This window comes from Myceligenerans cantabricum (assembly GCF_054777735.1).
Genome location: NZ_BAAHAJ010000009.1, coordinates 277,220 through 301,642 on the forward strand (window position 1 = coordinate 277,220; position 24,423 = coordinate 301,642).

At 74.7% G+C, this 24,423-nt stretch carries 20 protein-coding genes and 1 pseudogene; 13 read left to right on the forward strand and 8 right to left on the reverse strand.

Annotation, left to right across the window (positions count from 1 at the left end; genetic code table 11):
* Window positions 1–198: 198 nt before the first annotated feature.
* From ACYU96_RS10410 to ACYU96_RS10420, 3 genes and pseudogenes are all read right to left on the reverse strand, one after another.
* Complete coding sequence (locus tag ACYU96_RS10410; RefSeq protein ID WP_460752649.1) at window positions 199–981, reverse strand: HpcH/HpaI aldolase family protein; 783 nt, start codon at window positions 979–981, stop codon at window positions 199–201.
* Window positions 966–1,754 carry a fumarylacetoacetate hydrolase family protein gene (locus tag ACYU96_RS10415; RefSeq protein ID WP_460752652.1) on the reverse strand — a complete coding sequence of 263 codons (789 nt, stop codon included), beginning with the start codon at window positions 1,752–1,754 and terminating at the stop codon, window positions 966–968. The genes ACYU96_RS10410 and ACYU96_RS10415 overlap by 16 nt, the downstream gene beginning before the upstream one ends.
* A pseudogene (locus ACYU96_RS10420) lies at window positions 1,751–2,446 on the reverse strand (RraA family protein); the annotation flags it as partial. The pseudogene ACYU96_RS10420 and the gene ACYU96_RS10415, both read right to left, overlap by 4 nt.
* Before the next feature lie 426 nt (window positions 2,447–2,872).
* On the opposite strand from ACYU96_RS10420, the gene ACYU96_RS10425 reads away from it, so the two are divergent.
* The 7 genes from ACYU96_RS10425 to ACYU96_RS10455 all read left to right on the forward strand — a co-directional run bounded on the left by ACYU96_RS10425 (window position 2,873) and on the right by ACYU96_RS10455 (window position 10,738).
* Window positions 2,873–4,348 carry an NAD-dependent succinate-semialdehyde dehydrogenase gene (locus ACYU96_RS10425; protein ID WP_460752655.1) on the forward strand — a complete coding sequence of 492 codons (1,476 nt, stop codon included), beginning with the start codon at window positions 2,873–2,875 and terminating at the stop codon, window positions 4,346–4,348.
* Between the two features lie 49 nt (window positions 4,349–4,397).
* Window positions 4,398–4,778 carry a response regulator gene (locus ACYU96_RS10430; protein WP_460752657.1) on the forward strand — a complete coding sequence of 127 codons (381 nt, stop codon included), beginning with the start codon at window positions 4,398–4,400 and terminating at the stop codon, window positions 4,776–4,778.
* A 37-nt stretch (window positions 4,779–4,815) separates the two neighbouring features.
* A complete protein-coding gene (locus ACYU96_RS10435; RefSeq protein WP_460752660.1) occupies window positions 4,816–7,713 on the forward strand; it encodes a hybrid sensor histidine kinase/response regulator in 2,898 nt (965 codons plus the stop codon).
* An 8-nt stretch (window positions 7,714–7,721) separates the two neighbouring features.
* Window positions 7,722–8,237 (forward strand): pyruvoyl-dependent arginine decarboxylase, encoded by a 516-nt coding sequence (locus ACYU96_RS10440; protein WP_460752662.1) that lies wholly within the window; start codon window positions 7,722–7,724, stop codon window positions 8,235–8,237.
* On the forward strand, window positions 8,230–8,769 hold the full coding sequence (locus ACYU96_RS10445; protein ID WP_460752664.1) for a hypothetical protein: 540 nt from the start codon (window positions 8,230–8,232) through the stop codon (window positions 8,767–8,769). Before ACYU96_RS10440 ends, ACYU96_RS10445 begins: the two co-directional genes overlap by 8 nt.
* Window positions 8,770–8,885: 116 nt before the next feature.
* A complete protein-coding gene (locus ACYU96_RS10450) occupies window positions 8,886–9,995 on the forward strand; it encodes a PIG-L deacetylase family protein (protein ID WP_460752667.1) in 1,110 nt (369 codons plus the stop codon).
* The gene (locus ACYU96_RS10455) at window positions 9,992–10,738 is read left to right on the forward strand and encodes a sensor histidine kinase (RefSeq protein WP_460752669.1); all 747 of its coding nucleotides are present in this window, start codon (window positions 9,992–9,994) and stop codon (window positions 10,736–10,738) included. Before ACYU96_RS10450 ends, ACYU96_RS10455 begins: the two co-directional genes overlap by 4 nt.
* Here the strand turns inward: ACYU96_RS10455 and ACYU96_RS10460 are convergent.
* The 3 genes from ACYU96_RS10460 to ACYU96_RS10470 all read right to left on the reverse strand — a co-directional run bounded on the left by ACYU96_RS10460 (window position 10,665) and on the right by ACYU96_RS10470 (window position 14,211).
* A complete protein-coding gene (locus tag ACYU96_RS10460; RefSeq protein ID WP_460752672.1) occupies window positions 10,665–11,912 on the reverse strand; it encodes a hypothetical protein in 1,248 nt (415 codons plus the stop codon). The two genes, ACYU96_RS10455 and ACYU96_RS10460, sit on opposite strands and share 74 nt — an antisense overlap.
* A 77-nt stretch (window positions 11,913–11,989) precedes the next feature.
* On the reverse strand, window positions 11,990–13,258 hold the full coding sequence (locus tag ACYU96_RS10465; RefSeq protein WP_460752675.1) for a glycosyltransferase family 2 protein: 1,269 nt from the start codon (window positions 13,256–13,258) through the stop codon (window positions 11,990–11,992).
* Window positions 13,255–14,211: an ATP-grasp domain-containing protein gene (locus ACYU96_RS10470; RefSeq protein ID WP_460752678.1), complete on the reverse strand. Its 957-nt coding sequence runs from the start codon at window positions 14,209–14,211 to the stop codon at window positions 13,255–13,257. The genes ACYU96_RS10465 and ACYU96_RS10470 overlap by 4 nt, the downstream gene beginning before the upstream one ends.
* Before the next feature lie 233 nt (window positions 14,212–14,444).
* Here ACYU96_RS10470 and ACYU96_RS10475 point away from each other — a divergent pair, with 233 nt between their 5' ends.
* Window positions 14,445–15,191 (forward strand): TetR/AcrR family transcriptional regulator, encoded by a 747-nt coding sequence (locus ACYU96_RS10475; protein ID WP_460752681.1) that lies wholly within the window; start codon window positions 14,445–14,447, stop codon window positions 15,189–15,191.
* Window positions 15,192–15,253: 62 nt separating this feature from the next.
* On the opposite strand, the gene ACYU96_RS10480 is transcribed toward ACYU96_RS10475, so the two are convergent.
* Window positions 15,254–16,624 carry a replication-associated recombination protein A gene (locus ACYU96_RS10480; RefSeq protein ID WP_460752684.1) on the reverse strand — a complete coding sequence of 457 codons (1,371 nt, stop codon included), beginning with the start codon at window positions 16,622–16,624 and terminating at the stop codon, window positions 15,254–15,256.
* Window positions 16,625–17,018: 394 nt separating this feature from the next.
* On the opposite strand from ACYU96_RS10480, the gene rpsD reads away from it, so the two are divergent.
* A complete protein-coding gene (gene rpsD, locus ACYU96_RS10485) occupies window positions 17,019–17,645 on the forward strand; it encodes a 30S ribosomal protein S4 (RefSeq protein WP_460752687.1) in 627 nt (208 codons plus the stop codon).
* 111 nt (window positions 17,646–17,756) lie between these two features.
* Here the strand turns inward: rpsD and hrpB are convergent, their stop codons facing one another.
* On the reverse strand, window positions 17,757–20,279 hold the full coding sequence (gene hrpB / locus ACYU96_RS10490) for an ATP-dependent helicase HrpB (protein ID WP_460752690.1): 2,523 nt from the start codon (window positions 20,277–20,279) through the stop codon (window positions 17,757–17,759).
* A gap of 79 nt (window positions 20,280–20,358) precedes the next feature.
* Between hrpB and ACYU96_RS10495 the strand changes: the two genes are divergently transcribed.
* From ACYU96_RS10495 to ruvX, 4 genes are all read left to right on the forward strand, one after another.
* On the forward strand, window positions 20,359–20,766 hold the full coding sequence (locus ACYU96_RS10495; RefSeq protein ID WP_460752693.1) for a DUF948 domain-containing protein: 408 nt from the start codon (window positions 20,359–20,361) through the stop codon (window positions 20,764–20,766).
* On the forward strand, window positions 20,763–21,062 hold the full coding sequence (locus ACYU96_RS10500; RefSeq protein WP_460752695.1) for a hypothetical protein: 300 nt from the start codon (window positions 20,763–20,765) through the stop codon (window positions 21,060–21,062). Before ACYU96_RS10495 ends, ACYU96_RS10500 begins: the two co-directional genes overlap by 4 nt.
* 128 nt (window positions 21,063–21,190) lie before the next feature.
* Window positions 21,191–23,887 (forward strand): alanine--tRNA ligase, encoded by a 2,697-nt coding sequence (gene alaS, locus ACYU96_RS10505; RefSeq protein ID WP_460752698.1) that lies wholly within the window; start codon window positions 21,191–21,193, stop codon window positions 23,885–23,887.
* On the forward strand, window positions 23,884–24,417 hold the full coding sequence (gene ruvX, locus ACYU96_RS10510) for a Holliday junction resolvase RuvX (protein ID WP_460752701.1): 534 nt from the start codon (window positions 23,884–23,886) through the stop codon (window positions 24,415–24,417). The genes alaS and ruvX overlap by 4 nt, the downstream gene beginning before the upstream one ends.
* Window positions 24,418–24,423 lie beyond the last annotated feature (6 nt).

Genomic DNA, 24,423 nt, shown 5'->3' on the forward strand with positions numbered 1-24,423 from the left:
CGGGTCGCGGGGTCCGGCCGACGCCGTCCTGGGCACCGCGCTCACGCCGATCGTGACACGCCGCACGGTGAGCCACCGCGGGGCGCGGCCATGGCGCCGCCTGATCGCCGGAGAACCTGAAGTCTACCGCCGCACACCGCAGCTCGGACCGGGCTCCTTCGTCCTCCGTCCCCGGCGATCCCGGCGCCCGCCGCCGCGTCACCCGCGCGGTGCGGCGAACCTCTCCGCGAGGGCCGTCGAGCCGCGGGCGAGGAGGGTGACGTCGGCGCCGGTGAGGATGAAGGAGGCGCCGGCTGCGAGGTAGTGGTCCGCGACCGCGGGGTCGAAGGCGTTGACGCCGACGGGTGTGCCGGTGGACCGGACCGCTTCGAACGTGCGCAGGACGCCGGCGGTGACGTCGGGGTGGGTCTGCTGTCCGAGCAGGCCCATGGAGGCGGCGAGGTCGCTGGGTCCGACGAAGACCCCGTCGACCCCGTCGACCGCCGCGATCTCGGCGGCGTTCGCGACGCCGGTGGTGGACTCGATCTGGACGGTGAGGGAGACGTGGTGGTCGCCGTCGGCGAGGTAGTCCTCGATGCGGTTCCAGCGGGCGGAGCGGGCCAGGGCGGAGCCGACCCCGCGGGTGCCGTGGGGTGGGTAGCGGACCGCTTGGACGGCGGTCGCGGCTTGTCCGGGGGTGTCGATCATGGGGATGAGGAGGTTCTGTGCGCCCAGGTCGAGAACTTGTTTGATCATGACGGGCAGGAGGGCGGGCAGGCGCACGACGGTGGTGGGCGGGTAGGCGGCGGTCGCCTGGAGCTGGGGGAGCAGCCCTTCGATGCCGTTGGGGCCGTGTTCCATGTCGATCAGGAGCCAGTCCAGGCCGGAGCCGGCGCAGATCTCGGCGACCAGGGGGCTGCCGGTGCTGATCCACATGCCTGCCAGTGGGTGTCCGGCGGCCTGGAGCCTGTCGCGGAGGGTGGGTGTCAGGTGAAGCGGCATGTGAGGGTTCCCATCGGTCCGTAGTCGCACAGCACGGAGTCGCCCGGGCTGACCCACATCGGCCGGGTGAAGGACCCGGCCAGGATGATCTCGCCCGCCTCGAGGCGCGTGCCGTGCGACGCGAGCTTGTTGGCGAGCCAGGCGACGCCCGTGGCGGGGTGGCCCAGGACGGCGGCGGCGACGCCGGTCTCCTCGATGGTCTCGTTGCGGTAGAGCAGTGCGCCGACCCAGCGCAGGTCGATGTCGTGGGGGCGGGTGGGGTTGCCGCCCAGGACCATGGCGCCGTAGGCGGCGTTGTCGGCGATGGTGTCGATGATGGTGCGGCCGGTCAGCTCGATGTGCGAGTTGAGGATCTCCAGGGCCGGGGTGACGTACTCGGTGGCGCGCAGCACGTCGAACACGCTGCAGTGCGGGCCCTGCAGCGGCGCGTCGAGCACGAACGCGAGCTCGACCTCGATGCGCACGTTCGAGAAGTCCGCGGTGGCCAGGGTGGCGCCGCTGTCGTGCACGGTGTCGTCGAACATGACGCCGTAGTCGGGTTCGCTGATGCCGGTGGCGGCCTGCATGGCGCGGGACGTCAGCCCGATCTTGCGACCCACCAGCCGGCGTCCGGCGGCGATCTGGTCGTCGCGCCACACGCCCTGGACGGCGTAGGAGTCCTCGATGGTGGCCGTGGGGTAGCGGCTGGTGATGCGGGGGATCACGGTGCGGCGCCGGCCGGCCTCGGCGAGCTCGCCGGCCAGGGCGGTGATCGTCTCGGGGGGCAGGGTCATGGCGTCTCACCCGCCTCGTATCGGGTGCGCCAGGTGGTGTTCATGGGGAACAGCCCTTCGACCGGGTGCCCCTCGGCGACGCGGGCTGCGATCCAGGCGTCCTCGTCCTCCTTGGCCAGTGCGGCGTCGGTGACCTCCTGGGCGAGTGCGGGAGGGATGACGACCACGCCGTCCGCGTCGCCGACGATGATGTCGCCCGGCTGCACGGTGGTTCCGCCGCACGCGACGGCAAGGTCGGTGTCCCAGGGCACGTGCCGGCGTCCCAGGACCGCGGGGTGCGGCCCGGCGCAGTGCACCGGCAGGCCCACCTCACGCACGGCGGCGAGGTCGCGCACGCCGCCGTCGGTCACCACGCCCGCGGCACCGCGGGAGTGGGCGCGCAGGGCCAGGACGTCACCCAGGGTCGCTGCGCCGGTCTCCCCGCGGGCCTCGATGACGATGACCTCACCCGGCCCGACGGTGTCGAACAGCCGCTTCTGCGCGTTGTGACCGCCACCGAACCTGTCGAACAGGTCCTCACGGTGCGGGACGAACCGCAGCGTCCGGGCGGTCCCGACGAGCTTGGCGTCCGGGTCCAGGGGCGTGAGCCCGTCGATATGGACATCGTTCAGCCCACGGGCACGCAGCTGCGCCGACAGACCCGCCACCGGGGCGCGGGTGAGCCTGTCGCGAAGGTCGTCGGGCAGGGCGGGCAGGTTGCCGCCCGGTGGCGGCGCGGACACCGTCGTACTCGAGGTCATGAGCTTCCTTGCTGTGATGAGTCGGTGGTTACTTCATACACGATGCGACCAGGAGCGCGCTGCGCCGGTGCCGCCGCGACAGGCCGCGCGGTCGCGACCACCGGTCCGCGCCAAAAAACTGTGCCAAGCACTGTCCGATACCCTGACGACGACAGACCGTCTTGCCGAGTTCCGTGATCGCGCCGCTCTCGACGGGGAGCGGGAGAAGATGTTCCCCGGCCGGGGAACTGCCCGGCGCGCCACGCGACGGCCGCCTCCCTGGACCGCGGCCGGCCGATCCGTTGCGACCTGCCGGCCGTACCGCCGCCGGACACCACGATGTCCGACGACGGCGGGCCTGGTCCGCACACCCCGCGAGACGAAGGAGTTCGAGCAACCATGACCGACCCCCGCGAGACCCAGCTCCTGGACGCCGTGCCCGACGGCCTCCACGTCGGCGGCCGCTGGCGCCCCGCCGAGGACGGCGGCACCCTGGCCGTGCGCGACCCGGCCACCGGAGCGGTCATCAAGGAGATCGCCAGCGCCACGGTCGCCGACGGTGCCGCCGCCCTCGACGCGGCGTGCACCGCCGCCGACGACTGGGCCGCCACCCCCGCCCGGCAGCGCGGCGAGATCCTGCGCCGTGCGTTCGACCTGCTCATGCAGCGCAAGGAGGACGTCGCGCTCCTCATGACCCTCGAGATGGGCAAGCCCCTGGCCGAGTCCCGCGGCGAGGTCGCCTACGGCGGCGAGTTCCTCCGCTGGTTCAGCGAGGAGGCCCCCCGCATCCAGGGCCGCTACGGTCCGAACCCCGAGGGCACCGGACGCATGATCGTGTCCCAGCACCCCGTCGGGCCCTGCTTCCTCATCACCCCCTGGAACTTCCCGCTGGCCATGGCCACCCGCAAGATCGCGCCGGCGCTGGCCGCCGGCTGCACCGTGGTCGTCAAGCCGGCGTCGCTCACGCCGCTGACCACTCTCCTCGTCGCGCAGATCCTCGAGGACGCCGGCCTGCCGGCGGGCGTGCTGAACGTGGTGACGACGTCGAACACCGGGCCCGTCTCGGAGCGGATCATCCGCGACCCGCGGCTGCGCAAGCTGTCCTTCACCGGCTCCACGCCCGTGGGGCGCAAGCTGCTCGCGCAGGCCGCACCCGGCGTGCTGCGCACGTCGATGGAGCTGGGCGGCAACGCGCCGTTCGTCGTGTTCGACGACGCCGACCTGGACGCCGCGGTCGACGGGGCGCTCGCGGCCAAGTTCCGCAACATCGGGCAGGCGTGCACGGCGGCCAACCGGTTCATCGTGCACCGGTCGGTCGCCGAGGAGTTCGCGCAGCGGGTGATCCGGCGCGTCGCGGAGTTCCGGATGGGCCGCGGCACCGAGGACGGCGTCACGATCGGGCCGCTCATCGACGACGACGCGGTGACCAAGTCCGCCTCCCTGGTGGCCGACGCCGTGGAGCGGGGCGCGACGCTCCGCCTCGGCGGCGAGCCGGTCGAGGGCACCGGCTCGTTCTTCCCGGCCACGGTCGTCACCGACGTGCGCCCGGGCAGCGACATCCTGCGCGAGGAGATCTTCGGCCCGGTGCTCGCCGTCGTCCCGTTCGAGGACGAGGACGATGCCGTGCGGCTCGCCAACGACACGGAGTTCGGCCTCGTCTCCTACGTCTACACGCAAGACCTCGCCCGTGGCCAGCGGATGATCGATCGCCTCGCGACGGGCATGATGGGCCTCAACATGGGCGTCATCTCCAACGCGGCGGCCCCGTTCGGCGGCTGGAAGCAGTCGGGGCTGGGCCGGGAGGGCGGCGCGGAGGGCATCCACGAGTACCTGCAGACGAAGTACACCCTCACCCCCGACCCGCACCGGAGGTAGTACGGCAGATGCTGGCAGCGCACGAGACGGCACTCCCGGAGGCGGTCCGATGACCCGCCGGGTCCTGGTGGTCGATGACGACGAGGCGATCCGGGAGGTCGTGCAGACCGGGCTGGAGCTCGTCGCCGGCTGGAAGGTGGAGACCGCCTCCACCGGGGCCCAGGCGATCGCCGTGTGCCGCGCGGACCTGCCGGACGCGGTCCTCCTGGACGTCATGATGCCCACGATGGACGGGCCGACGACGTTCGTCCGGCTCCAGGAGGACCCGCGCACCCGGAACGTCCCGGTGATCCTGCTGACCGCCAAGGTGCAGCCGGCGGAGCGGCGCCAGTACGAGGACCTCGGCGTCGCCGGTGTGCTCCCCAAGCCGTTCGACCCGTTGACCCTGCCCGGTCAGGTCGCCGAGCTCCTCGGGTGGCACGAGGGCTGAACTGCGGGGCGGGCGATGGTGTCCTACGCTCGGCGGTATGCGAGCGCAACGCGCTGCAGCGCGGGCAGGGGACAATTTCGTTCGTTGGTGCTGGGTCGCCGGCATCGCCGTGCTGCTGCTCGTCCTCGTGCTCGCCGGCCCGCTCGACCAGGCAGTGCGTGAGCAGGTCTCGATGCTCGCGATCGCCGCCGCCGGCTTCGTCACGGCGGCGAGCTGCGGGCAGCGCTCGCTGCGGTCGACCGGCCGCCGACGCCGGGCGTGGGGCTTCCTCTCCCTGGGCGGGGTCGTCGGGCTGGCAGGCAACGTCTACGCCGGCCTCGTCGGGGACCCGGAGGCGGGGGACGCCGCCTACATCGCCGCCCTCCTGCTCGGCGTCGTCGGGCTCTCGCTGTTCCCGGCGCTGCGCCCGCGTGGGCGGGACGTCGTGCGCATGCTGCTGGACAGCATCGTGGTCGGCGGCTCGGTCCTGTACATCGCGTTCTTCGCCGTCGCCCTCGACCCGCAGCGCTGGGAGACGCAGCCGGCGCTCACGGCCTACGTGCTTCCCGTGGTCGACGCCCTGCTCGCCACCCTCGCCGTCCTGGTCATGACCCGTTCGAGCGCCGCCGAGCGGGTGCCGCTCGTGCTCGTGGGCAGCGGGTTCGTGCTGTACACCGCGTCCGACGTCTCCTTCGCGCTGCTGTCCGCCGCCGGCGGCTTCACCTTCGGCAGCCCCGTCGACCTCGGCTGGGCCGGCGGCTACGTCGCCATCGCGCTCGCCGCCCGCCACCCGGCGGCGTCCGGCAGCTCGCAGGCCGCCCGGCCGGGGGACGGCACGCCGGTGCTCGGCACCGTGGTGACGTTCTGCATCTTCCTCGCGGCGGCCCTGGTGCGCGTCAGCCAGACCGACAAGCAGCTCCCGTGGGTGGCGAACATCCTGTGGGTCGCCGTGCTCGTCGCCGTCGTCGTGCGCCAGATCCTCGTCGTCGCAGACAACGAGTCGCTGCGTCACGGGCTGGAGCGGCGCGTGCAGGAGCGCACCCAGCAGCTGCGCTCGCTGGCGAGCGAGCGCGCGCTGACGCTCGAGTCCGTGGCCGACGGGATCTACGGGGTGGACCTCCAGGGGCGGGTGACCTTCGTCAACGCGGCCGCGGCGGACATGCTCGGCGCGTCCGCCGACGATCTGGTCGGCCACGACGCGCACGCCACGTTCCACGCGCCGGACGAGGACGGCAACCCGTACCCGGTCGAGGACTGCTACGTCACCGACGCCCTGCGCGACGGGCTGACGGCCGCCGCCGAGCAGGACGTCTACCGGCGCCTCGACGGCCAGGACGTGCCCGTGGAGGTCACCGCGAGCCCGCTGCGCGACGACGGCGGGGTCCGCGGCGCGGTCGTCGCCTTCCGCGACGTCACCGAGCGGCGTGCGATGGAGCGCATCAAGGACGAGTTCGTCTCCGTGGTGAGCCACGAGCTGCGCACGCCGCTGACGGCGATGCGCGGCGCGCTCGGGCTCATCGACAGCGGCGCCCTCGACTCCTCGCCCCAGCAGGCCGCCCGCATGGTCCGCATCGCGCTCGCGAGCAGCGAGCGCCTCGGCAGGCTCGTGGACGACATCCTCGACATCGAGCGCCTGGACGCGGGCACGACGCGGCTGGAGCTGGCAGAGCACCGTGTGGACGGGCTCGTGGCCACGGCGGTGGACCAGGTCCTGGTCCTCGCGGACCGCGCCGGGGTCGCCCTGCGGCTGGCGGGCACCGCCGAGGTGGTCCGGGCCGACGGCGAGCGCATCGTGCAGACCCTGACCAACCTGCTGGGCAACGCGGTGCGGTTCTCGCCGCCCGGCAGCACGGTCCGGGTGTCGGCCGTGGCGGCGGGCGAGCTCGTCGAGGTGCACGTCGACGACGAGGGCCGGGGCATCCCGGCGGACAAGCTCGAGACGATCTTCCGCCGGTTCGAGCAGGTCGACGCCTCGGACACCCGCGAGCGGGGCGGTTCCGGGCTGGGGCTGGCGATCGCCCGCACGATCGTGGAGCGGCACGGCGGGCAGCTGTGGGCGCTCAGCGAGGGCGAGGGGCAGGGGTCGAGCTTCCGGTTCACCCTCCCGCGTGCCACCCGGGCCGTGGCCGCCCCCGAGGCGCCGCGGGACGGTGCGTCGGCGCTGCCGCGGGTGATCGTGGTGGACGACGACCGGCAGGTGGTCGAGGTGCTGCGCACGGTGCTGGAGGGGCGGGGGTACGACGTGGTCGGTGTCACGGACGGGGAGGCGGCGCTCGAGCTCGTGGAGGACGAGCACCCGGCCGCGCTCGTGCTCGACCTCGCGATGCCGGGTACTGGCGGTGCGGAGGTGCTGAACCGGCTGCGGTGGTCCGCCGCGACCGCCGGGGTGCCGGTCGTCGTGGTGTCCGGGACGCGTCCCGTGGACGCGCTGGAGACGGCCGCGCTGGCGGACGACTGGCTCGTCAAGCCCGTGGAGCCCGCGCGTCTCGTCGAGACGGTCCGGAGCGTCGTCGGCCGCCGCCCGCACCACAACCGGGTGCTCGTCGTCGAGGACGACGACGACCTGCGGGGCGTGGTGGTGTCGGTGCTGGAGAACGGCGGGCTCGACGTCGCGCAGGCGGGTTCGGTGGCGGAGGCGCGGGACGTGCTCGCCCGCAGCGCCGAGCCCGACCTCCTGGTCCTGGACCTGGTGATGCCCGGCGGCAGCGGGCAGGAGCTCGTCACCGAGCTGCGCCGGGACGGGCGCCTGAGCCGGGTGCCGCTCGTGGTGTACTCGGGTGCCGAGGTGGGCTCTCAGGAGCGCGAGGACCTGCGCCTCGGGCGTACGGTCTTCCTGACCAAGGGTCGTGCGGCGCCCGACGTCGTCCTGCGTTCCGTGCTCGACCTGCTCGATGCCGCGGCTGGCCGCCCGGGGGGTGCCGGCAGACCGGACGAGCTCCATGTCCCGAGGACCTGAAGGACCTGATGACCGATTCCCTGACCGATTCCCTGACCATCCGGATCAGTGCCGGTACCGGTACCGGGCGGACCACGCTCGCCGCGTTCGACGCCGCCCTCGCCGCCGCGGGCGTCAGCGACTACAACCTCGTCCGGCTGAGCTCCATCGTCCCGCCGGGCAGCCGGGTCCTGGAGGTGGACGGCGGCGACCAGCTGCGCGGCGGCCACGGGGACGCCCTGTACTGCGTGTACGCGCGGGCGCACGCGTCCCTGCCGGGGCACGAGGCCTGGGCGGGGCTCGCCTGGTCGCGGCGCGACGACGACAGCGGGGCCGGGCTGTTCGTCGAGCACGACGGACCGTCGCCGGAGCAGGTCACCTCGGACCTGGCGCACAGTCTCGAGGACCTCTCGGTGACGCGCGGCGGCGTGTACCACCCGGAGGGGCGGCGGGTCGCAGGCATCACGTGCGTCGCGCTGCCGGTGTGCGCCGTGGTCGTCGCGACCTACCGGCGCGCGGGCTGGGGGGAGCTCGGCGGTGGCTGACGTCGCCTTCGAGCGGACCGTGGACGCCCGGGACGCAGAGCGCTTCTGGGACCTGTACCTCGAGGCGTTCGCGCCGCTGCGTACGCGTGCCGCCGCCCGGCACGTGCTGCGCCGTGACGAGTTCGACGAGGAGATGGCCGACCCGCGCGTGACCAAGCTGCTGGCCCGGGACGAGCACGGCGACCCGGTCGGGCTCACCACGCTCGCCACCGACCTCGCCGCGGTGCCGTGGGTGAGCCCCGAGTTCTTCGCCGCCCGCTATCCGGGGCACGCGGCGCGCGGGGCCGTCTGGTACATCGGGTTCACGCTCGCGCACCCCGGCCGGCGCGCCACGCGCACCTTCATGGACATGCTCGACGCGCTCGTCGCCCACCTCGCCGAGCACCGCGTCGTGTGCGCGTACGACGTGTCCCGGTTCAACGACGACTCGCTGCGGTTCGCCGAGCACCTGCGCCGCCACCTCGAGCGCACCCGGGACGTGACCGTCGAGACCGTGGACCGGCAGACGTACTACGCGACGACGTTCCACTGACCTGCGCCGTCGTCCCGCCTGCCCGCCGCGCGGCCCGACGACGGGCGGTCCGCCGCGTTCCTGCATACCGTGGGGGCCAGGCGATCGGGGGCGGGCGCTCCCCGAGGGGAGGGTCGATGGCGGACGTCACCGCCGGCACGTCCTCGGACGAACCGTCCGGGGTCTGGTCCGCGCTGGTCGTCGAGGACGACCCGGACGCGGGGGCGTTCACGCGCACCGTCCTCGAGGAGCACGCCGGGCTGCGTGTCGTCCTCGCGGCGGACGCGGACACCGCGCTGGCGGCCCTGCGGGCCGAGAGCTTCGACCTCGTGGTGATCGACGTCGAGCTCCCGGGGCGCTCCGGCCTGCAGATCCTGCCGGAGGCGCACCGGCTGGCCGCCGGCGTCCCGATCATCGTCCTGACCGCGCACAACCGCGTCGACTACGCGGTGAGCGCGCTGCGCGGCGACGCCGCCGACTTCCTGGTCAAGCCCGTCGACGTCGCCCGGCTCACCGAGCGGGCCACGACGCTCGCGGGCCAGGGCCGGGCGCGGCGCGCGGCGAACCGGAAGAAGACCGTGCTGGCGGTCGGCGCCCACCCGGACGACGTCGAGATCGGCGTCGGTGGCACGCTCGCCGCGCACGCGAGCGCCGGGGACCGGCTGGTGATCCTGACGATGTCGGGCGGCTCGGTGGGCGGGCCGGCGGAGACGCGGCAGCTGGAGTCGCAGGCGGCCGCAGGCATCGTGGGTGCGCGGCTGATCCACCTGGGCTTCGAGGACACGCACCTGGACCCGGCATCGGGCGTGATCGCCGCGGTGGAAGAGGCGATCCGGGACGTCCAGCCGGACCAGGTCTACACGCACAGCGAGCACGACCGGCACCAGGACCATCGAGCGGTGCACCAGTCCGTGCAGGTCGCGGCCCGTGCCGTGGCGGACCTGGCCTGCTTCCAGAGTCCGTCGTCGACCATCGCCTACCGGCCGGACCGGTTCGTGGACATCGCCGAGCACCTGGGCACGAAGCTGCGGATGCTGGGCGCGTTCGCCTCGCAGGCGCACCGGGACTACATGGCGGAGGACATCGTGCGGGCCACCGCGCGATACTGGTCGCGCTACACGCGGGGCCGGTACGCGGAACCGCTGGAGACCGTGCGGGCCACGATGCGGCTCCTGCCGTCCGGCCAGGGCCTGTTCGCGGAGGGCCTGGCCGCGGAAGGCTCGGCCGGGGAGCCGGAGCACGGGTGAGGACGCCGGGCGAGGGGTCCGGGGACGACGAGTTCATCGCCACGGTCGGTCACGACCTGCGCTCGCCGCTGACGCCGGTGCTCGGGTACGCCCAGCTCCTGGCCGCGGGCCCGCTGACCGACGAGCAGCGGCGGTACGTGGAGGTCATCGAGCGCAACGGGCGGCGCCTGCTGCGCCTGATCGACGAGCTGGTGGTGAGCATGGAGATCTCGGCGGGGAGGCTGGACGTCGCACGGCGGGACGTGGACCTGGCCCGGGTGGTGCGCACCTGCTGCGTCGGGCTCGATCAGGCGGCCCGGGCGGCGGGGGTGTCGCTCACGGTGACGGCGCCCGGTCCGGCGCCGGTCCAGGGTGACCAGGGCCTCCTGGCGCAGGTGGTCGAGAGCCTGGTGGGCCGGGCGATCAAGCTCACGCCGCGCGGTGGTGCGGTGACGGTCCGGGCCGGGGGGCGGGACGGGGCGCCGGAGGCGGTGCTCGAGGTCGCCGACACCGGTCCCGGCCTGGGCCCCGGCGAGCTGGCGCGGCTCGAGGAGACCTTCGGCCGGACCCGCGACGCCGCGGGCCGGCCGGCCGGTGGCGTCGGGTTCGGGCTGCCGGTCGCGCACGCCGTCGTGGAGGCGCACGGCGGCACCCTGGGCGTCGACAGCGCGCCCGACCAGGGGACGACGGTCACGGTGACGGTGCCGACGGGCTCGTCGTCGCCGACGGGCTCGTCGGCGGGAGCCGGGTCCACACCTCGCTGAGGGCGGTCCAGTGCGCGTCCGTCATCAGGACGTACGGGGTGACGTTGACCGCCGTGACGCCGTGCGTGCGAGCAGCGCGGACCGCGTCGGCCATCTCTCGCGGCGAGATCATCGCCTGTTCGGCGATGGTCGCGGCGGGCTCCAGGTCGGGGTTCTGCTCCCAGAGCCCCACCGAGACGGTGAGCTCGCTGATCGGGATGCCGGAGCGGGCGAGCGCCGCGGTGAGCCGCTCGACGTCGTCGGGCGTCTGGTTCGGGTGGGTCATGCCGACGAAGGCCCACAGCACCAGCCGGTCGGCATGCCGGGCGAGCACCTCGTAGTCCTGGCCGGCGTCGGGCCGTCCCGCGGCCGGGTCGTCCCAGTCGACACGGACGTCCACCGCGAGGGCGGGCCGCTTGCCCGTCTCCGCGGCCACGTCGTCCAGCACGACGGCCGCGCGGTCCAGGAAGCCGGCGATCACCTGTGACCGCCACCGCGCGAGCTCGGGCGCGTCCTCGTCGATGCTCCCGTCCTCGAGCCGCGGCCAGTCCGCCGCGCCCGTCATCTCCCGGTACAGGGCGGCGTCGTCGTCACCGAAGGTCTCGTCGTCGAACTTGAGCTCGGTGAACGTGATCTGGTCGGGCCGGTACCGGCCGGCGAGCTCCCCCAGGAGCTCGAGGTAGCGGTCCCCGACGGGGCCCTCGTGGATTGCCGTGGCCGACGGCTGGTTGACGGCGGGGACCCCGTCGGCGCCGATCCCTCCCACCGTCGGGTCCCGCGCGATCCAGCCAGGTGTCAGGGCGTCGATCAGGAGGTCGACGAACCGCGGCTCGCCCTCGGGGCCGCGTGCCGTCTCGGCGATCGCGTGGGCCAGGTGGTCCCGGCCGGACTCCGCCGCGACGTCGGGGTGGTCGGGCCAGTCGAACGCGGTCCACTCGACGCGGCCGGCCGCGAGGGTCACCGCGTTGGCGTGCACCTCGTCGAGCCGCTGCCGGACACCGTCCCAGTCCTGGTCCGGATCGACCACGTCCTCGATGCCCAGGCTGACCGACTGGAAGTCCGGCGCCTCCAGGAGCGCGCGGCCCACCGTCGGCGCCGTCGGCTCCCCGGAGCAGGCGGCGAGCGGTGCGGCGCACGCGACCGCGAGGACGGCGGCGATGCCGGGCGTCAGGGTGCGGCGTGCACGGTGGTCCATGGTTCCGTCCTCTCGTCTCCGGCGTCCTGTCCGGCGAGCCGCGCCCGGGCCTCTCCCGTGGCGGCGTCCCGGGTCCGCTATCCCGTGTCGACGGAGACGGTCCCGGTCCGGTCGAGCTTGTTCCACCGGTTCTCGGCACCGCGCAGCTCCAGCCAGGTCGCGCGGAGCATGACCAGGCTCATCAGCGCCGAGAAGAACGGCCACAGGGGCAGGGTCCAGGCGTACCGGAGGTCGCCGGGGGACCGGTCCAGGAGGACCGCGAGCAGGAGCAGGGCGAGCGACAGGGGCAGCCCGATGAACAGCAGCACCGCCCAGAACGTGTCCGGCACGGCGCTCGTCTCGCCCAGGAGCCCCAGGGCCAGGAGGATGACGAACGCGGCGACCTGGACCACGGGCACCAGCACCTGTGTGACGACGTTGAACGCCAGGTAGGGGCCGAACACCCCGTAGCGGGGGTTGCCGATCATGCTCCGGTGGATCCGGACGGCCTGCAGCAGGCCGCGCGCCCAGCGCACCCGCTGCTTCCAGAGCCCGCGCAGCGTGGACGGCGACTCCGCGTGGACCAGCGCGCGCGGCGCGAACGCGACCCGGTACCCGGCCCGGTACACCCGCCAGGTGAGCTCGAGGTCCTCACCCACGGTGTCCTCGCGCAGGGGACCGGTGCGTTCCAGGACGTCGCGGCGGAAGGCCCCGGTGTTGCCGGAGACGATCGGCAGGCAGTGCAGCACGTCCAGCGCACGGCGCACCAGCCCGGTGCCGACATGGCTGATCAGGGCCAGGTACCGGGTCTGCACCCGATCGAGGTTCACGGTCCGGTCGTCGCCGCACACGGCGCCGACGCCCTCGTCGGTGAAGGCGCGGACCATCTCGGTGAGCGTGTCGGGACGGAACACGCCGTCGGCGTCGACCAGCACGAGGATCTCGCCGTGCGCGTGCCGGACACCGTGGTTGAGCGCGGCGCCCTTGCCCCCGTTGGGCTGCGTGAACGCGCGGACGCCGGGCAGCTCGGCGGCGAGCGCCCGCAGCTTGGCGTAGGTGTCGTCGGTGGAGCCGTCGTCGACGCACACGACCTCGAAGTCGGGGTAGGTGCTGCGTGCGATGGACCGCACGCAGGCGTCCAGCACGACGCCCTCGTTGTACGCGGGCACGACGACCGAGATCGACGGCGGCGAGCCCGGCGTCGCGTCGTCGAAGAACGTCCCGACGTGCGGCGGGGTGCCGGCCGGCGGGGGCCGGTGGCGCACCTCGAACCACACGGAGCACGGGACGAAGAGCAGCCGCACGAAGCCGACCACGAGGATCGTGACGCCGAGCACGAGGGCGGCTGCCGACAGGGCCTGCGTCACCGGGCGACCTCCTGTGCGGGCGGGCCCGGTGCGGGTCTCGCCGACGCGGCGAGCGCGGCGTCCAGCAGCTCGGGGGCGTGCGCGCAGTTGGCGCCGAACCGCCCGTTGACCTCCAGCACGACGGGTGTGCCGGAGGCGTCGCGCCGGACGTCCAGGTCGACGGGGCCGACCAGCCCCAGGGCGTCGGCTGCCCGCCGGGCGGTCTCCTCGACGTCGGGCTCGGCACGTTCGGCGAGCCGCACCACGGCGGTCGCGTTGCCGACACGCCCCTGCTCGAGGGCGGTCTTCTCCAGGACCACCACGGTGCACGTGCCCGACGGCGTGCGGTACAGCTGCGGGCTGTACTCGGTCCCGCCGGCGAACGACTGCACGATCCAGGAGGCGTCGAGGCCGGCCCAGGCGGGGCCCGGCAGGTCCGCCGGCGACTCGACCAGCCGCACCCCGCGCCCGCCGCGCGAGACGCGGGGCTTGACCACCAGCGGCCCGCCGGCCCAGGCGAGCGCCTCGGGTACGCCCGGGAAGTCCGTGGGCGGCGCGTGGCGGGGGACCGGCACGCCCGCGCGGTCGAGCGCCAGCATGGTCAGCAGCTTGTCGGCGGCGATCGCGGCGGGGCCCGGGGAGGCCGTGAGCACCGTGCCGGCCGGGCCGTGCGCGGACCCCGGGGCGCGGCCGAGCGCCTCGGCGAGCACGGCGACCTGCGCCAGCTCGTCCTGCACGGTGGGGATCACGAGGCCCGGGGCGTGCCTGGCGATCAGGTCCCGCATGCCGGAGGCGTAGTCCCAGGCGTCGGCGCGCGGCGCGTGGTCGGTGACCGGGAAGTGCGGGTCGGTGACCGGGGCGATGTCGACCCCCACCCACGTCAGGTCGGCTCCCGCCGCGGCGCGGGCCGCGAGCTGCGCGCCGAGCGCGCGGCCCGCGGGACCCCCGGCACCGGTCACGAGCAGGGCGGTCATCGGACGGTCCGCATCGGCACGCTCCTTGGTCGGGTCTACGGCGAGTCTCGCGCGCAGCGGCGCGCGACGCACTCCGAACCGGTCAGGGGCGATGCCGGCGTGCGGTGGCCGCCGCGGCCCCGCCGCCCTGCCCGGGGAGCACCGGCCGGGCGGGCCGGCGCGCCGGGCCGGTGTGCTACAAAGGCCACGACAGACAGTGTCCGCCCGGGGCACGCCTCCTCAGAGAGCCCCCAGTGACCGACCATGCCAGGAGCCGCCGCGAGCGCGGCCGCCAGTACCGCCTGGAGGACGCGCTCGTCTCGGCCCGCGGCCTCCTGACGAAGCACGGGGTCGACGGCGTGACGATGACCGCCGTGGCCCGCGAGCTGAGCGTCAGCGGGCCCGCGCTCTACCAGTACTTCGACGGGCGCCCGGGCCTCCTGAGGGCGACGTACGACGACGTCACCGAGGAGCTGCTCGCGCACGTCGGGGTGGCGCTCGGCCGGCAGGACCCGGGAGACCTGGCCGCGCAGGTGCACGCGGGCACCCACGCGATCTTCGTGTGGTGCCGGGAGCACCCGCACGAGTTCGACCTCCTGATGGGCGCGTCGTTCCGCCGGCTCGTGCGCGAGTCCGCGGACGTCCGACAGGCGATCGCGCGGCGGCTCGGCGGCGCCTGGGTCCCGACGTTCGAGCGCATCTGGCGGTCCGGCGTCGAGTTCCGTCCCGACGAGGAGATCCCCGCCGCCCTGCGCGAGCAGCTCGTGGTGTACCGCCGCGTCCTGCTGCACGACCACCCCGAGGTGTCGCCCGGCTTCCCGCTCGGCGCGGTCTACGTGCTCTTCGTGGGCTGGAGGCAGATCTACGGGCTGCTGTGCATGGTGGGGTACGACCAGGTCGGCGACGTGTTCGGCGACTTCGAGGCCGTGTTCGCGGACCTGATGGACACCCTCTTCGACCTGATCGGCATCCCGCCGAGCGAGCACACCCGCCTCGCCTAGCCGTACCGGACCGACCCGCCCTGCCGGGCCGCGGCGGCGGGCGGCTCCCGCCGCGGGACCGCCTACCCGTCCGACCGCAGGATGCCCCGCACCCGCTCCAGCCGCTCGGAGACCTGCCGCTCGAACCCGCGGTCGCTGGGGGAGTAGTACTCCGTGCCCGCCAGCGTGTCCGGGAGGTACTGCTGCGGCGCCACCGCGTGCGGCCAGTCGTGGGCGTACCGGTAGTCGTTCCCGTGCCCGAGTCCCTCGGCCCCCGCGTAGTGCGCGTCGCGCAGGTGGAGCGGGACCGTACCGGCCTTCCCGGCGCGCACGTCGGCCAGCGCCGCGTCGCCCGCGAGGTACGCCGCGTTCGACTTCGGCGCGGTCGCCAGGTGCACCACGGCCTCCGACAGCACGATGCGCCCCTCCGGCATGCCGATCAGCTGCACGGCCTGCGCGGCGGCGACCGCCGTCTGCAGGGCGGACGGGTCGGCCACCCCGACGTCCTCCGCCGCGGAGATGACGAGCCGCCGGGCGATGAACCGCGGGTCCTCCCCGGCGGCGACCATGCGCGCGAGATAGTGCAGCGCGGCGTCGACGTCGGACCCGCGGATCGACTTGATGAACGCGCTGATGACGTCGTAGTGCTGGTCGCCGTCCCGGTCGTAGCGCACCGCGGCGACGTCGACCGCCCGCTCGACGTCGGCCAGCGTGATCTCCGGCGGGACGGTCTCCGGCGCGTCGCCGTCGGACAGCACCGCCCCGGCGGCGGCCTCCAGGACGGTCAGGGCCTTGCGGGCGTCGCCGCCGGCGAGGCGGACGAGGTGCTCGGCCGCCTCGCCCGCCAGCGTCACGGACCCGGCGAGCCCGCGCGGGTCGGCGACGGCGCGGCCCACGAGGTCGTGCACGTGCTCGGACGTGAGCGGCCGCAGGGTGAGCAGCAGCGAGCGCGACAGCAGGGGCGAGTTCACGGAGAACGACGGGTTCTCCGTGGTGGCGGCGACGAGCGTGACCCAGCGGTTCTCGACCGACGGCAGCAGCGCGTCCTGCTGCGTCTTGGAGAAGCGGTGCACCTCGTCCACGAACAGCACGGTCTCCGCCGCGCCCGTGGCCAGGCGCCGCCGCGCGTCCTCCACCACCTGGCGCACGTCCTTGACCCCGGCCGTCACGGCCGACAGCTCCACGAACCGGCGGCCCGACATCGTGGCGATCAGGTAGGCCAGCGTCGTCTTCCCCGTGCCCGGCGGCCCCCAGAGGATGACCGACGACGGCGCCGCGCGGCCGGGCTCCCCGGGCTCGATGAGGCGCCGCAGCGGCGACCCCGGCTCGAGCAGGTGCTCCTGCCCGGCGATCTCCTCCACCGCGGCGGGCCGCATCCGCACGGCGAGCGGCGCGGCGCCGCTCACCTCGGGCGTGCCGCGCTCCGTGGTCGTCGTGGCGGAGAACAGGTCCATGCCGCAAACCCTATGCCGGGAGGCTGACACGGCCGGCGCACGCGACGCCATCAGGCCCTTGATTGCTTTCTGGCCTGCCATTTCGTACTTGACAAAGCGCTGTTCGTTTCGTCGGGCGCACCTCCGGTGCGGAGTCGGACGCCTGTCGCCCGCCTCGGGCAGGTCCCGGGCGCGGGGGTGGCCACGGGCGCGACCGGGGCCGTGCTGTAGTCTGGTGCGGTTGCCCTGCCGGCTCCGGCCGGAACGGCGACTCCCTGGGACCTCGGCCCCGCGACGCGTGTGCGGCTCGCCCGTGCGACACGTCCGTCGGCTGGTCCCGCACCCGGCTGGTACCCCGTCCGTGGACGGCGCCGGCCCCGGGTGTGACCTATCAACCACGAAGGACAGGAATCACGTGACCTCTGTCACCCGTTCGCGGCGCCAGGTTCGCCTGAGCCGTAAGCTCGGCCTCCCGCTCACGCCGAAGGCCGTGAAGCACTTCGAGAAGCGCCCGTACCCGCCCGGTGAGCACGGGCGCGCCCGTCGCCGCACCGAGTCGGACTACGCGGTGCGTCTGCGCGAGAAGCAGCGCCTCCGGGCGCAGTACGCCCTGCGGGAGAAGCAGCTCCTCAAGGTGTACGAGAACTCCCGCAAGCAGCCCGGCCTGACCGGTGAGGTCATGGTCGAGGACCTCGAGACCCGTCTCGACTCCCTCGTGCTGCGCGCCGGGTTCGGCCGCACCATCCTGCAGGCCCGCCAGATCGTGACCCACCGTCACATCCTGGTGGACGGCAAGATCGTGGACCGTCCTTCCTTCCGCGTGAAGGAGGGCCAGACCATCCAGGTGAAGCCGAAGAGCCAGGCGACCACGCCGTTCCAGGTCGCCGCCGCCGGCGCGCACCGCGACGTGCTGCCGAACCTCCCCGGCTACCTCGAGGTGCAGCTGGAGAAGCTGTCCGCGACGCTGACCCGTCACCCGAAGCGCGCCGAGGTCCCCGTGACCTGCGACGTGCAGATGGTCGTCGAGTACTACGCACGCTGACACCTCCAGCGCAAGCCCTGGTCAGAGGCTGAATATCTGATCCGGCCACGGCCCGTGACGGCGTCCCCGGCAAGGGGGCGCCGGCGCGGGCCGTCGTCGTGCCCGGCGTGCTCAGCGGGGGCGGGTGGTGCGCGACGTCGCGGGGGCCGTCCACGGGTCCTCGGGCCAGGGGTGCCTCGGGTAGCGGCCACGCATCTCCTTGCGCACGTCGGCGTAGGGGCCGTTCCAGAACGACGCCAGGTCGGCGGTGACGGCGAGCGGCCGTCGGGCGGGGGACAGCAGGTGGAAGAGCACCGGCACGCGTGCGTCCGCGAGGCGCGGGGTGTCGGCCAGACCGAACAGCTCCTGCAGCTTGACGGCGACGACGGGGCTGCCCGCGGGGTCCGAGGAGTAGTCGATGCGGACCCGGGACCCCGACGGCACGGTGAGCCGCTCCGGCGCGAGCTCGCCGAGCCGGGACGCCTCGGGCCAGGGCAGCAGCGCCCGCAGCGCGGAGGTCAGGTCGAGGCGCGCCAGGTCGCCCGACGGCGGGAGCCACTCGTCGAGCCGGTCGAGCAGCGCCGCGTCGCCCACGTCTGGCCAGGGGCTCCCCAGCGCGCGGTGCAGCAGCGCGAGCCGTGCGCGCAGGCTCGTCGCGGCCTCGGACCACGGGATCGCGTCGAGGCCCTGGGCCCGCAGGAGGTCCGCCGTCGCCCGCGCGCGGTCCGCGGCGTCCGGCGTGACCGGGGTGGACGACAGGACGATCGCCCCGAGCGCCGTCTCCTCGCGCGCCCGCACGCGGCCGCCGGTGACGGTCGCGGCGCGCGCCCGAGAGACGAGCGGGCCGGCGACCCGCAGGGCGTCCCGTTCGTCGAGGTGCGCGGCGAGGCGGATCACGGCACCCGTGCCGGCGGCCGCGTGGCCGTCGGCCCGCTGCACGTCCCACACGGCGAGCCACGGCGAGCCGAGGAGCGCGCTGCCCGCGGGGAGCGCCGCCCGGGTCCCGCTCGCGAGCAGGTAGACGCGCGGGTCGCCGGGCGCGCGGCGCGCGATCCACTCCGGGCGCGCGAGCGCCGTGACGACGCCGGCGGCGTCCGTGCCGCCCTGTGCGCCGTCGTCGGCCGGGCCGGGAGCGGGCCGCCCGGCCGCGGCGAGCCGTTCGAGACGTCGCACGTCCTCGCGCCAGCGGGCAGCCCCCGGCACCCGGTCGCCGCGGAGGTCCCCGAGCAGCCGCGCGAGGTCCGCCCCCGTCGTCCGGTGCCCGCCCGACAGCGCCGCGACCACCTCGGCCGCGGCGCGTGCCGGGACGCCCGCGGCGCGTGCGGCCAGCAGCGCTCGCCCGGCGCGCACGCCGACCGGCATCCGCGCGACCCGCGCGCCCAGCGGCGTCACGCGGCCGGTCGCGTCGGTCACCTCGAGGTCGCGCAGCGTGGCGGTCGCGCGCCGCGTCGCGGCGGACGGCGGCGGGGTGAGCAGGTGCAGCCCCACGCCCCCCGGCGTGCCCCACGCCGCGAGGACGAGGGCCGCGTCGGTGAGGTCCGCGGTCGCGATCTCGGGCGTCGCCGCGGCGGGCATGCGCGCGAGGTCGGTCTCGGAGTAGGCGCGCACGACACGGCCCGGGCCCTGGCGCGCCGCCCGGCCCGCGCGCTGCTCGGCGCTCGCGCGCGACACGCTCACGGTGACGAGGCCCGTCATGTCGCGCGCGGCGTCCCGGCGGGGCTCGCGCGCCAGCCCGGCGTCGATCACCAGGCGCACGCCGGGCACGGTCAGCGAGCTCTCGGCGAGCGCGGTGCTCACCACGATGCGCCGCGGGTCGCATACCGTCGCGCGGCCCGCGGTCGCGCGGTCCTGCGCCGCCGGCGGGAGCCTGCCGTGCAGGGGCAGCACCTCGACGTGCCGGGCCCGCTCGCCGATCTCTCGCACCACCGCGTCGACCTCGCGCGCCCCCGGCAGGAACACGAGCGCGTCGACGTCGTCGGCGGCCTGGGCCTCGACGGCGAGCGAGGCGACGTGGGCGAGGAACTCCCGCGTCACGCCGTGCGGGCCGAGCCGTGGCGCGGTGCCGGGGGAGTGGTCCACCCGCAGCGGGTGCAGGACCGACGGGACGTCGACGACGGGCGCCCCGCCCAGCAGCTCCGCGACCGGCGCCGCGTCGAGGGTCGCCGACATCGCGACCAGGGCGAGGTCGTCGCGCAGCGCGCGGACCTCGGCGAGCATGCCGAGCAGCAGGTCGCCCTCGATCGAGCGCTCGTGCACCTCGTCCAGGACCACGGCGGCGACGCCGTCCAGCCCGGGATCCGCGAGCAGGCGCCGCAGGAGGACGCCCGGGGTGACGAACTCGACGCGCGTGGCGGCGCCGGTGTGCCGCTCGCCGCGCACCGTGTAGCCGACGGAGCCACCGACCGGCTCCCCGGCGAGCCGGGCGAGACGGCGCGCGGCGGCCCGCACCGCGACCCGGCGCGGCTGCGTGACCACGACGCGGCCGGGCACCTCGTTCGCGACGAGCGGCGGCACGAAGGTGGTCTTGCCGGTGCCGGGCGGGGCGGTGACGACGACGGCGCCGCCGCCCACCGCTCGCGCGACCCGGGTGCGGGCGGCCGCGACCGGGAGGCCCGCACCGATCGCCGCGAGGTCGAAGGGGCGGTGTCCGGTCACGGTCACGCATCCTATGCGTGCGCCGCCGCGCCCGTCCCGGCCGGGCGCGGCGCCGTCGTCCCGCGTTAGGGTTGCGGCCATGACTTTCTCCCTCGGTGACGTGGCGGGACTGCTCGCGGCGATCGCGTTCCTGCTGCTCGTGGGTTTCCTGGCCTATCCGCTGATCAAGCTCGGACGGGTGCTGGAAGAGGCGCGGGCCGGCCTGCGCGAGGTGACCGAGCACTCGGTGCCGATCCTGGACGAGACCGCGACGGCCGTCGCGAGCGCCAACACGCAGCTCGAGAAGGTGGACGTCGTGACCACCAGCGCGGCGTCCGTCAGCGAGAACGTGAGCGCTCTGACCGGCCTGTACGCCGCGACGCTCGGCGGGCCGCTCGTCAAGGTGGCCTCGTTCTCCTACGGCGTGCGGCAGGCGTTCGCCAGGGCGACCGGCCGGCACGACGGCAGCCCGGGCCGGCACACGGCGACCGAGGACGGCACCCGGTGAGGGCGCGGCTGTTCTGGATCGGGGTCGGCGTCGTGGCCACCGTGGTGGTGGTCCGGCGCGGGCAGCGGCTGGCCGCGCGGTACACGCCGGCGAACCTGGCCGCCGAGGCCGGTGCGAGGGCGGTGGACGCGGCCGACGCCGGTGCGGTACGGCTGGCGCGGGGCGCCCGTGGCTTCGCGGGCGACTTCCGGACCGCGCGTGCGGCGCGCGAGGCGGAGCTCATGGCCTCCCTCCTGTCCGACGGCGCGGGCGGCACCCACGACCTGGACGACCTGCGGCGCCGGACCGGCCGCTGACCACGGGCCGGCCTCCTGCCGGCCACTATCAGTTTCGTCTTTCCCGCCGGCGCGCGGGAGACTGGACCCACGGAAACCCACTCCGGCGCGCGAGCGCGCGCCGGACCACGAGACAAGGACCGCAACAGATGCGTACCGCCGAGATCCGCAAGCGTTGGCTCGACTTCTTCGAGGCAAGGGGTCACGCGGTGGTGCCGTCGGCGTCGGTGATCAGCCCGGACCCGTCCACGCTGTTCACGATCGCCGGCATGGTGCCGTTCATCCCGTACATGACGGGCCAGCAGACGCCGCCGTGGCAGCGCGCCACGAGCGTGCAGAAGTGCGTGCGCACGCTCGACATCGACGAGGTCGGCAAGACCACCCGGCACGGCACGTTCTTCCAGATGAACGGAAACTTCTCCTTCGGGGACTACTTCAAGGAGGACGCGATCCGGTTCGCCTGGGAGCTCCTCACGGGCTCCCGCGAGGACGGCGGCCTCGGCATCGACCCGGACCGGCTGTGGGCCACCGTCTACCACGAGGACGACGAGGCGCGCGAGCTCTGGAAGAAGGTCACGGACCTCCGGGACGACCGCATCCAGTCGCGTGGCAAGAAGGACAACTTCTGGCACACCGGCCAGCCGGGCCCGGGCGGTCCCTGCTCGGAGATCTTCTACGACCGCGGCCCCGAGTACGGTGCCGAGGGCGGCCCGGAGGCCGACGAGGACCGGTACATCGAGATCTGGAACCTCGTGTTCATGCAGTACGCGCTGGACGACGTGAAGGCGAAGGACGACTTCCGGGTCGTCGGTGACCTCACGGCGAAGAACATCGACACGGGCATGGGCCTGGAGCGGGTCGCCTTCCTGCTCCAGGGCGTGGACAACCTGTACGAGATCGACGAGGTGCGCCCGGTCATCGACGCCGCCGAGCGGCTGTCGGGCCGCACGTACGGCGCGGACCACGAGGACGACGTGCGCATGCGCGTCGTGGCCGACCACGTGCGCAGCGCCCTGATGATCATCGGCGACGGCGTGCGCCCCTCCAACGAGGGCCGCGGCTACGTGCTGCGCCGCCTGCTGCGCCGCTCGGTGCGCGCGATGCGGCTGCTCGGGGTCGACGGCGTCGCCCTGCCGTCGCTGCTGCCCGTGTCCAAGGACGCGATGAAGGCCTCCTACCCGGAGCTGGAGACGGACTTCGAGCGGATCTCCCAGGTCGCCTACGCCGAGGAGGAGGCGTTCCGCCGCACCCTGGAGTCGGGCACGACGATCCTGGAGGAGGCGGTGCAGCAGGTCAAGGCGTCCGCCCCCGAGGGCGCGCCCGGCCTCGTGCTGGGCGGCGACGCCGCGTTCCGCCTGCACGACACGTACGGCTTCCCGATCGACCTGACCCTGGAGATGGCCGCCGAGCAGGGCGTGCAGGTCGACGAGCAGGCCTTCCGCACGCTGATGGCCGAGCAGCGCACCCGCGCCCGCGCGGACGCGATGGCGAAGCGGCACGGCAACGTCGACCTCGGCGCGTACGAGTCGGTCGCCAAGGAGCTGGCCGCACCGGTCGAGTTCCTCGGCTACACCGAGCACGACGCGACGGTCCGGGTCGTGGGCCTGCTGTCCGGCGGCGTCCCGGCGCCGGCCGCCACTGCCCCCGCCGACGTCGAGGTGGTGCTCGACCGCACGCCGTTCTACGCGGAGGCCGGTGGCCAGCTCGCCGACCAGGGCACGATCGTGCTCGACGGCGGCGCCACGATCGAGGTGGACGACGTGCAGCGCCCCGTCAAGGGCCTCAACGTGCACCGCGGCCGCCTGGTCGAGGGCACGGTCACGCTCGGTGACCCGGGCACCGCCGCCATCGACACCACCCGCCGCACGGCGATCAGCAAGGCCCACTCGGCCACGCACATGATCCACAAGGCGCTGCACGAGCTCGTCGGCCCGGACCGGACGCAGGCCGGCTCGGAGAACGCCCCGAGCCGTATCCGGTTCGACTTCCGCTCGCCCCAGGCTGTCCCGTCGTCCTCGCTCGGCGAGATCGAGGAGCGGGTCAACACGCTGCTGACCGAGAACCTGGAGGTCACCGACCAGCAGATGTCCCTGGCCGCGGCCAGGGAGCAGGGCGCCATGGCGCTGTTCGGCGAGAAGTACGGCGACGTCGTGCGCGTCGTGTCGATCGGCGGGGACTGGTCGCGCGAGCTGTGCGGTGGCACGCACGTGCGGCTCACGGGCGAGCTGGGGCGGGTCACGCTGCTCGGGGAGTCGTCGATCGGCTCGGGCGTGCGTCGTGTCGACGCCCTCGTGGGCGACGGCGCGTACGGCTTCCAGGCCACCGAGCACGCCCTGGTGGGGCAGCTGTCCGGGATGCTGAACTCGCGTCCCGACGACCTGGCCGACCGGGTGGGCTCGCTCATGACCCGCCTGAAGGACGCGGAGAAGGAGCTGGCCGGCGTGCGCCAGGAGCGGCTGCTCGCCACCGCGGGCCGGCTGGCCGCCGACGCGCCGCGCGTGGGCGACGTGCGCGTCGTCACGCACGACGCCGGCGCCGCCGCCGCCGACGACCTGCGCGCCCTCGTGCTCGACGTGCGCGCCCGGCTCGGCGCGGCCGAGCCCGTCGTGGTCGCCGTGGGCGGCACGGCCAACGGGCGCCCGGCGATCGTGGTCGCGACCAACGAGGCCGCCCGCGCGGGCGGCCACCAGGCCGGCGCCCTGGTGCGTGCCGCGGCCCGCACGCTCGGCGGCGGGGGCGGCGGCAACCCCGACCTGGCCCAGGGTGGCGGCCAGGACCCGGCGAAGCTCGGCGAGGCGCTCGCCGGCGTCGCCGACGGCGTCCGCCTGGCCGCGGTCGGCGCGTGACCCCCGCGGCCGACGGCGGCGGCCCGGGGCGGGCCGGGAGCCACGAGCCCGGCCTGCCCCGGGGCGCCCGCCTGGCGCTCGACGTCGGCAAGGCTCGCGTCGGCCTCGCCGCGAGCGACCCGGACGGGCTCGTGGCCACGCCGGTCGAGACCGTCGGGCGCGTCCCGGAGACCGCCGCGCTGCGCCGCATCGCGGCCGAGGCGGCCGACCGGTCCGCCGCGGTCGTGTACGTCGGCCTGCCGCGGCACCTGAACGGCACGGAGGGCGCGTCGAGCGCGGACGCGCGCGGGTTCGCCGCCGGGCTCGCGCGCGCCCTGGAGGCCGCCGGGCAGGGCGCGTGCGAGCTCCGGTTCGTCGACGAGCGCATGACGACGGTCACCGCCACGCAGGCGCTCCACGCGGCCGGACGCGGCACCCGGAAGCACCGGTCTGTGATCGACCAGGCCGCAGCCGTTATCATTCTGCAATCCGCACTCGACGCCGAGCGGGCGACAGGAGTCCGCGCCGGTACGGGTGCCGACGCGGGATGAGCGCAC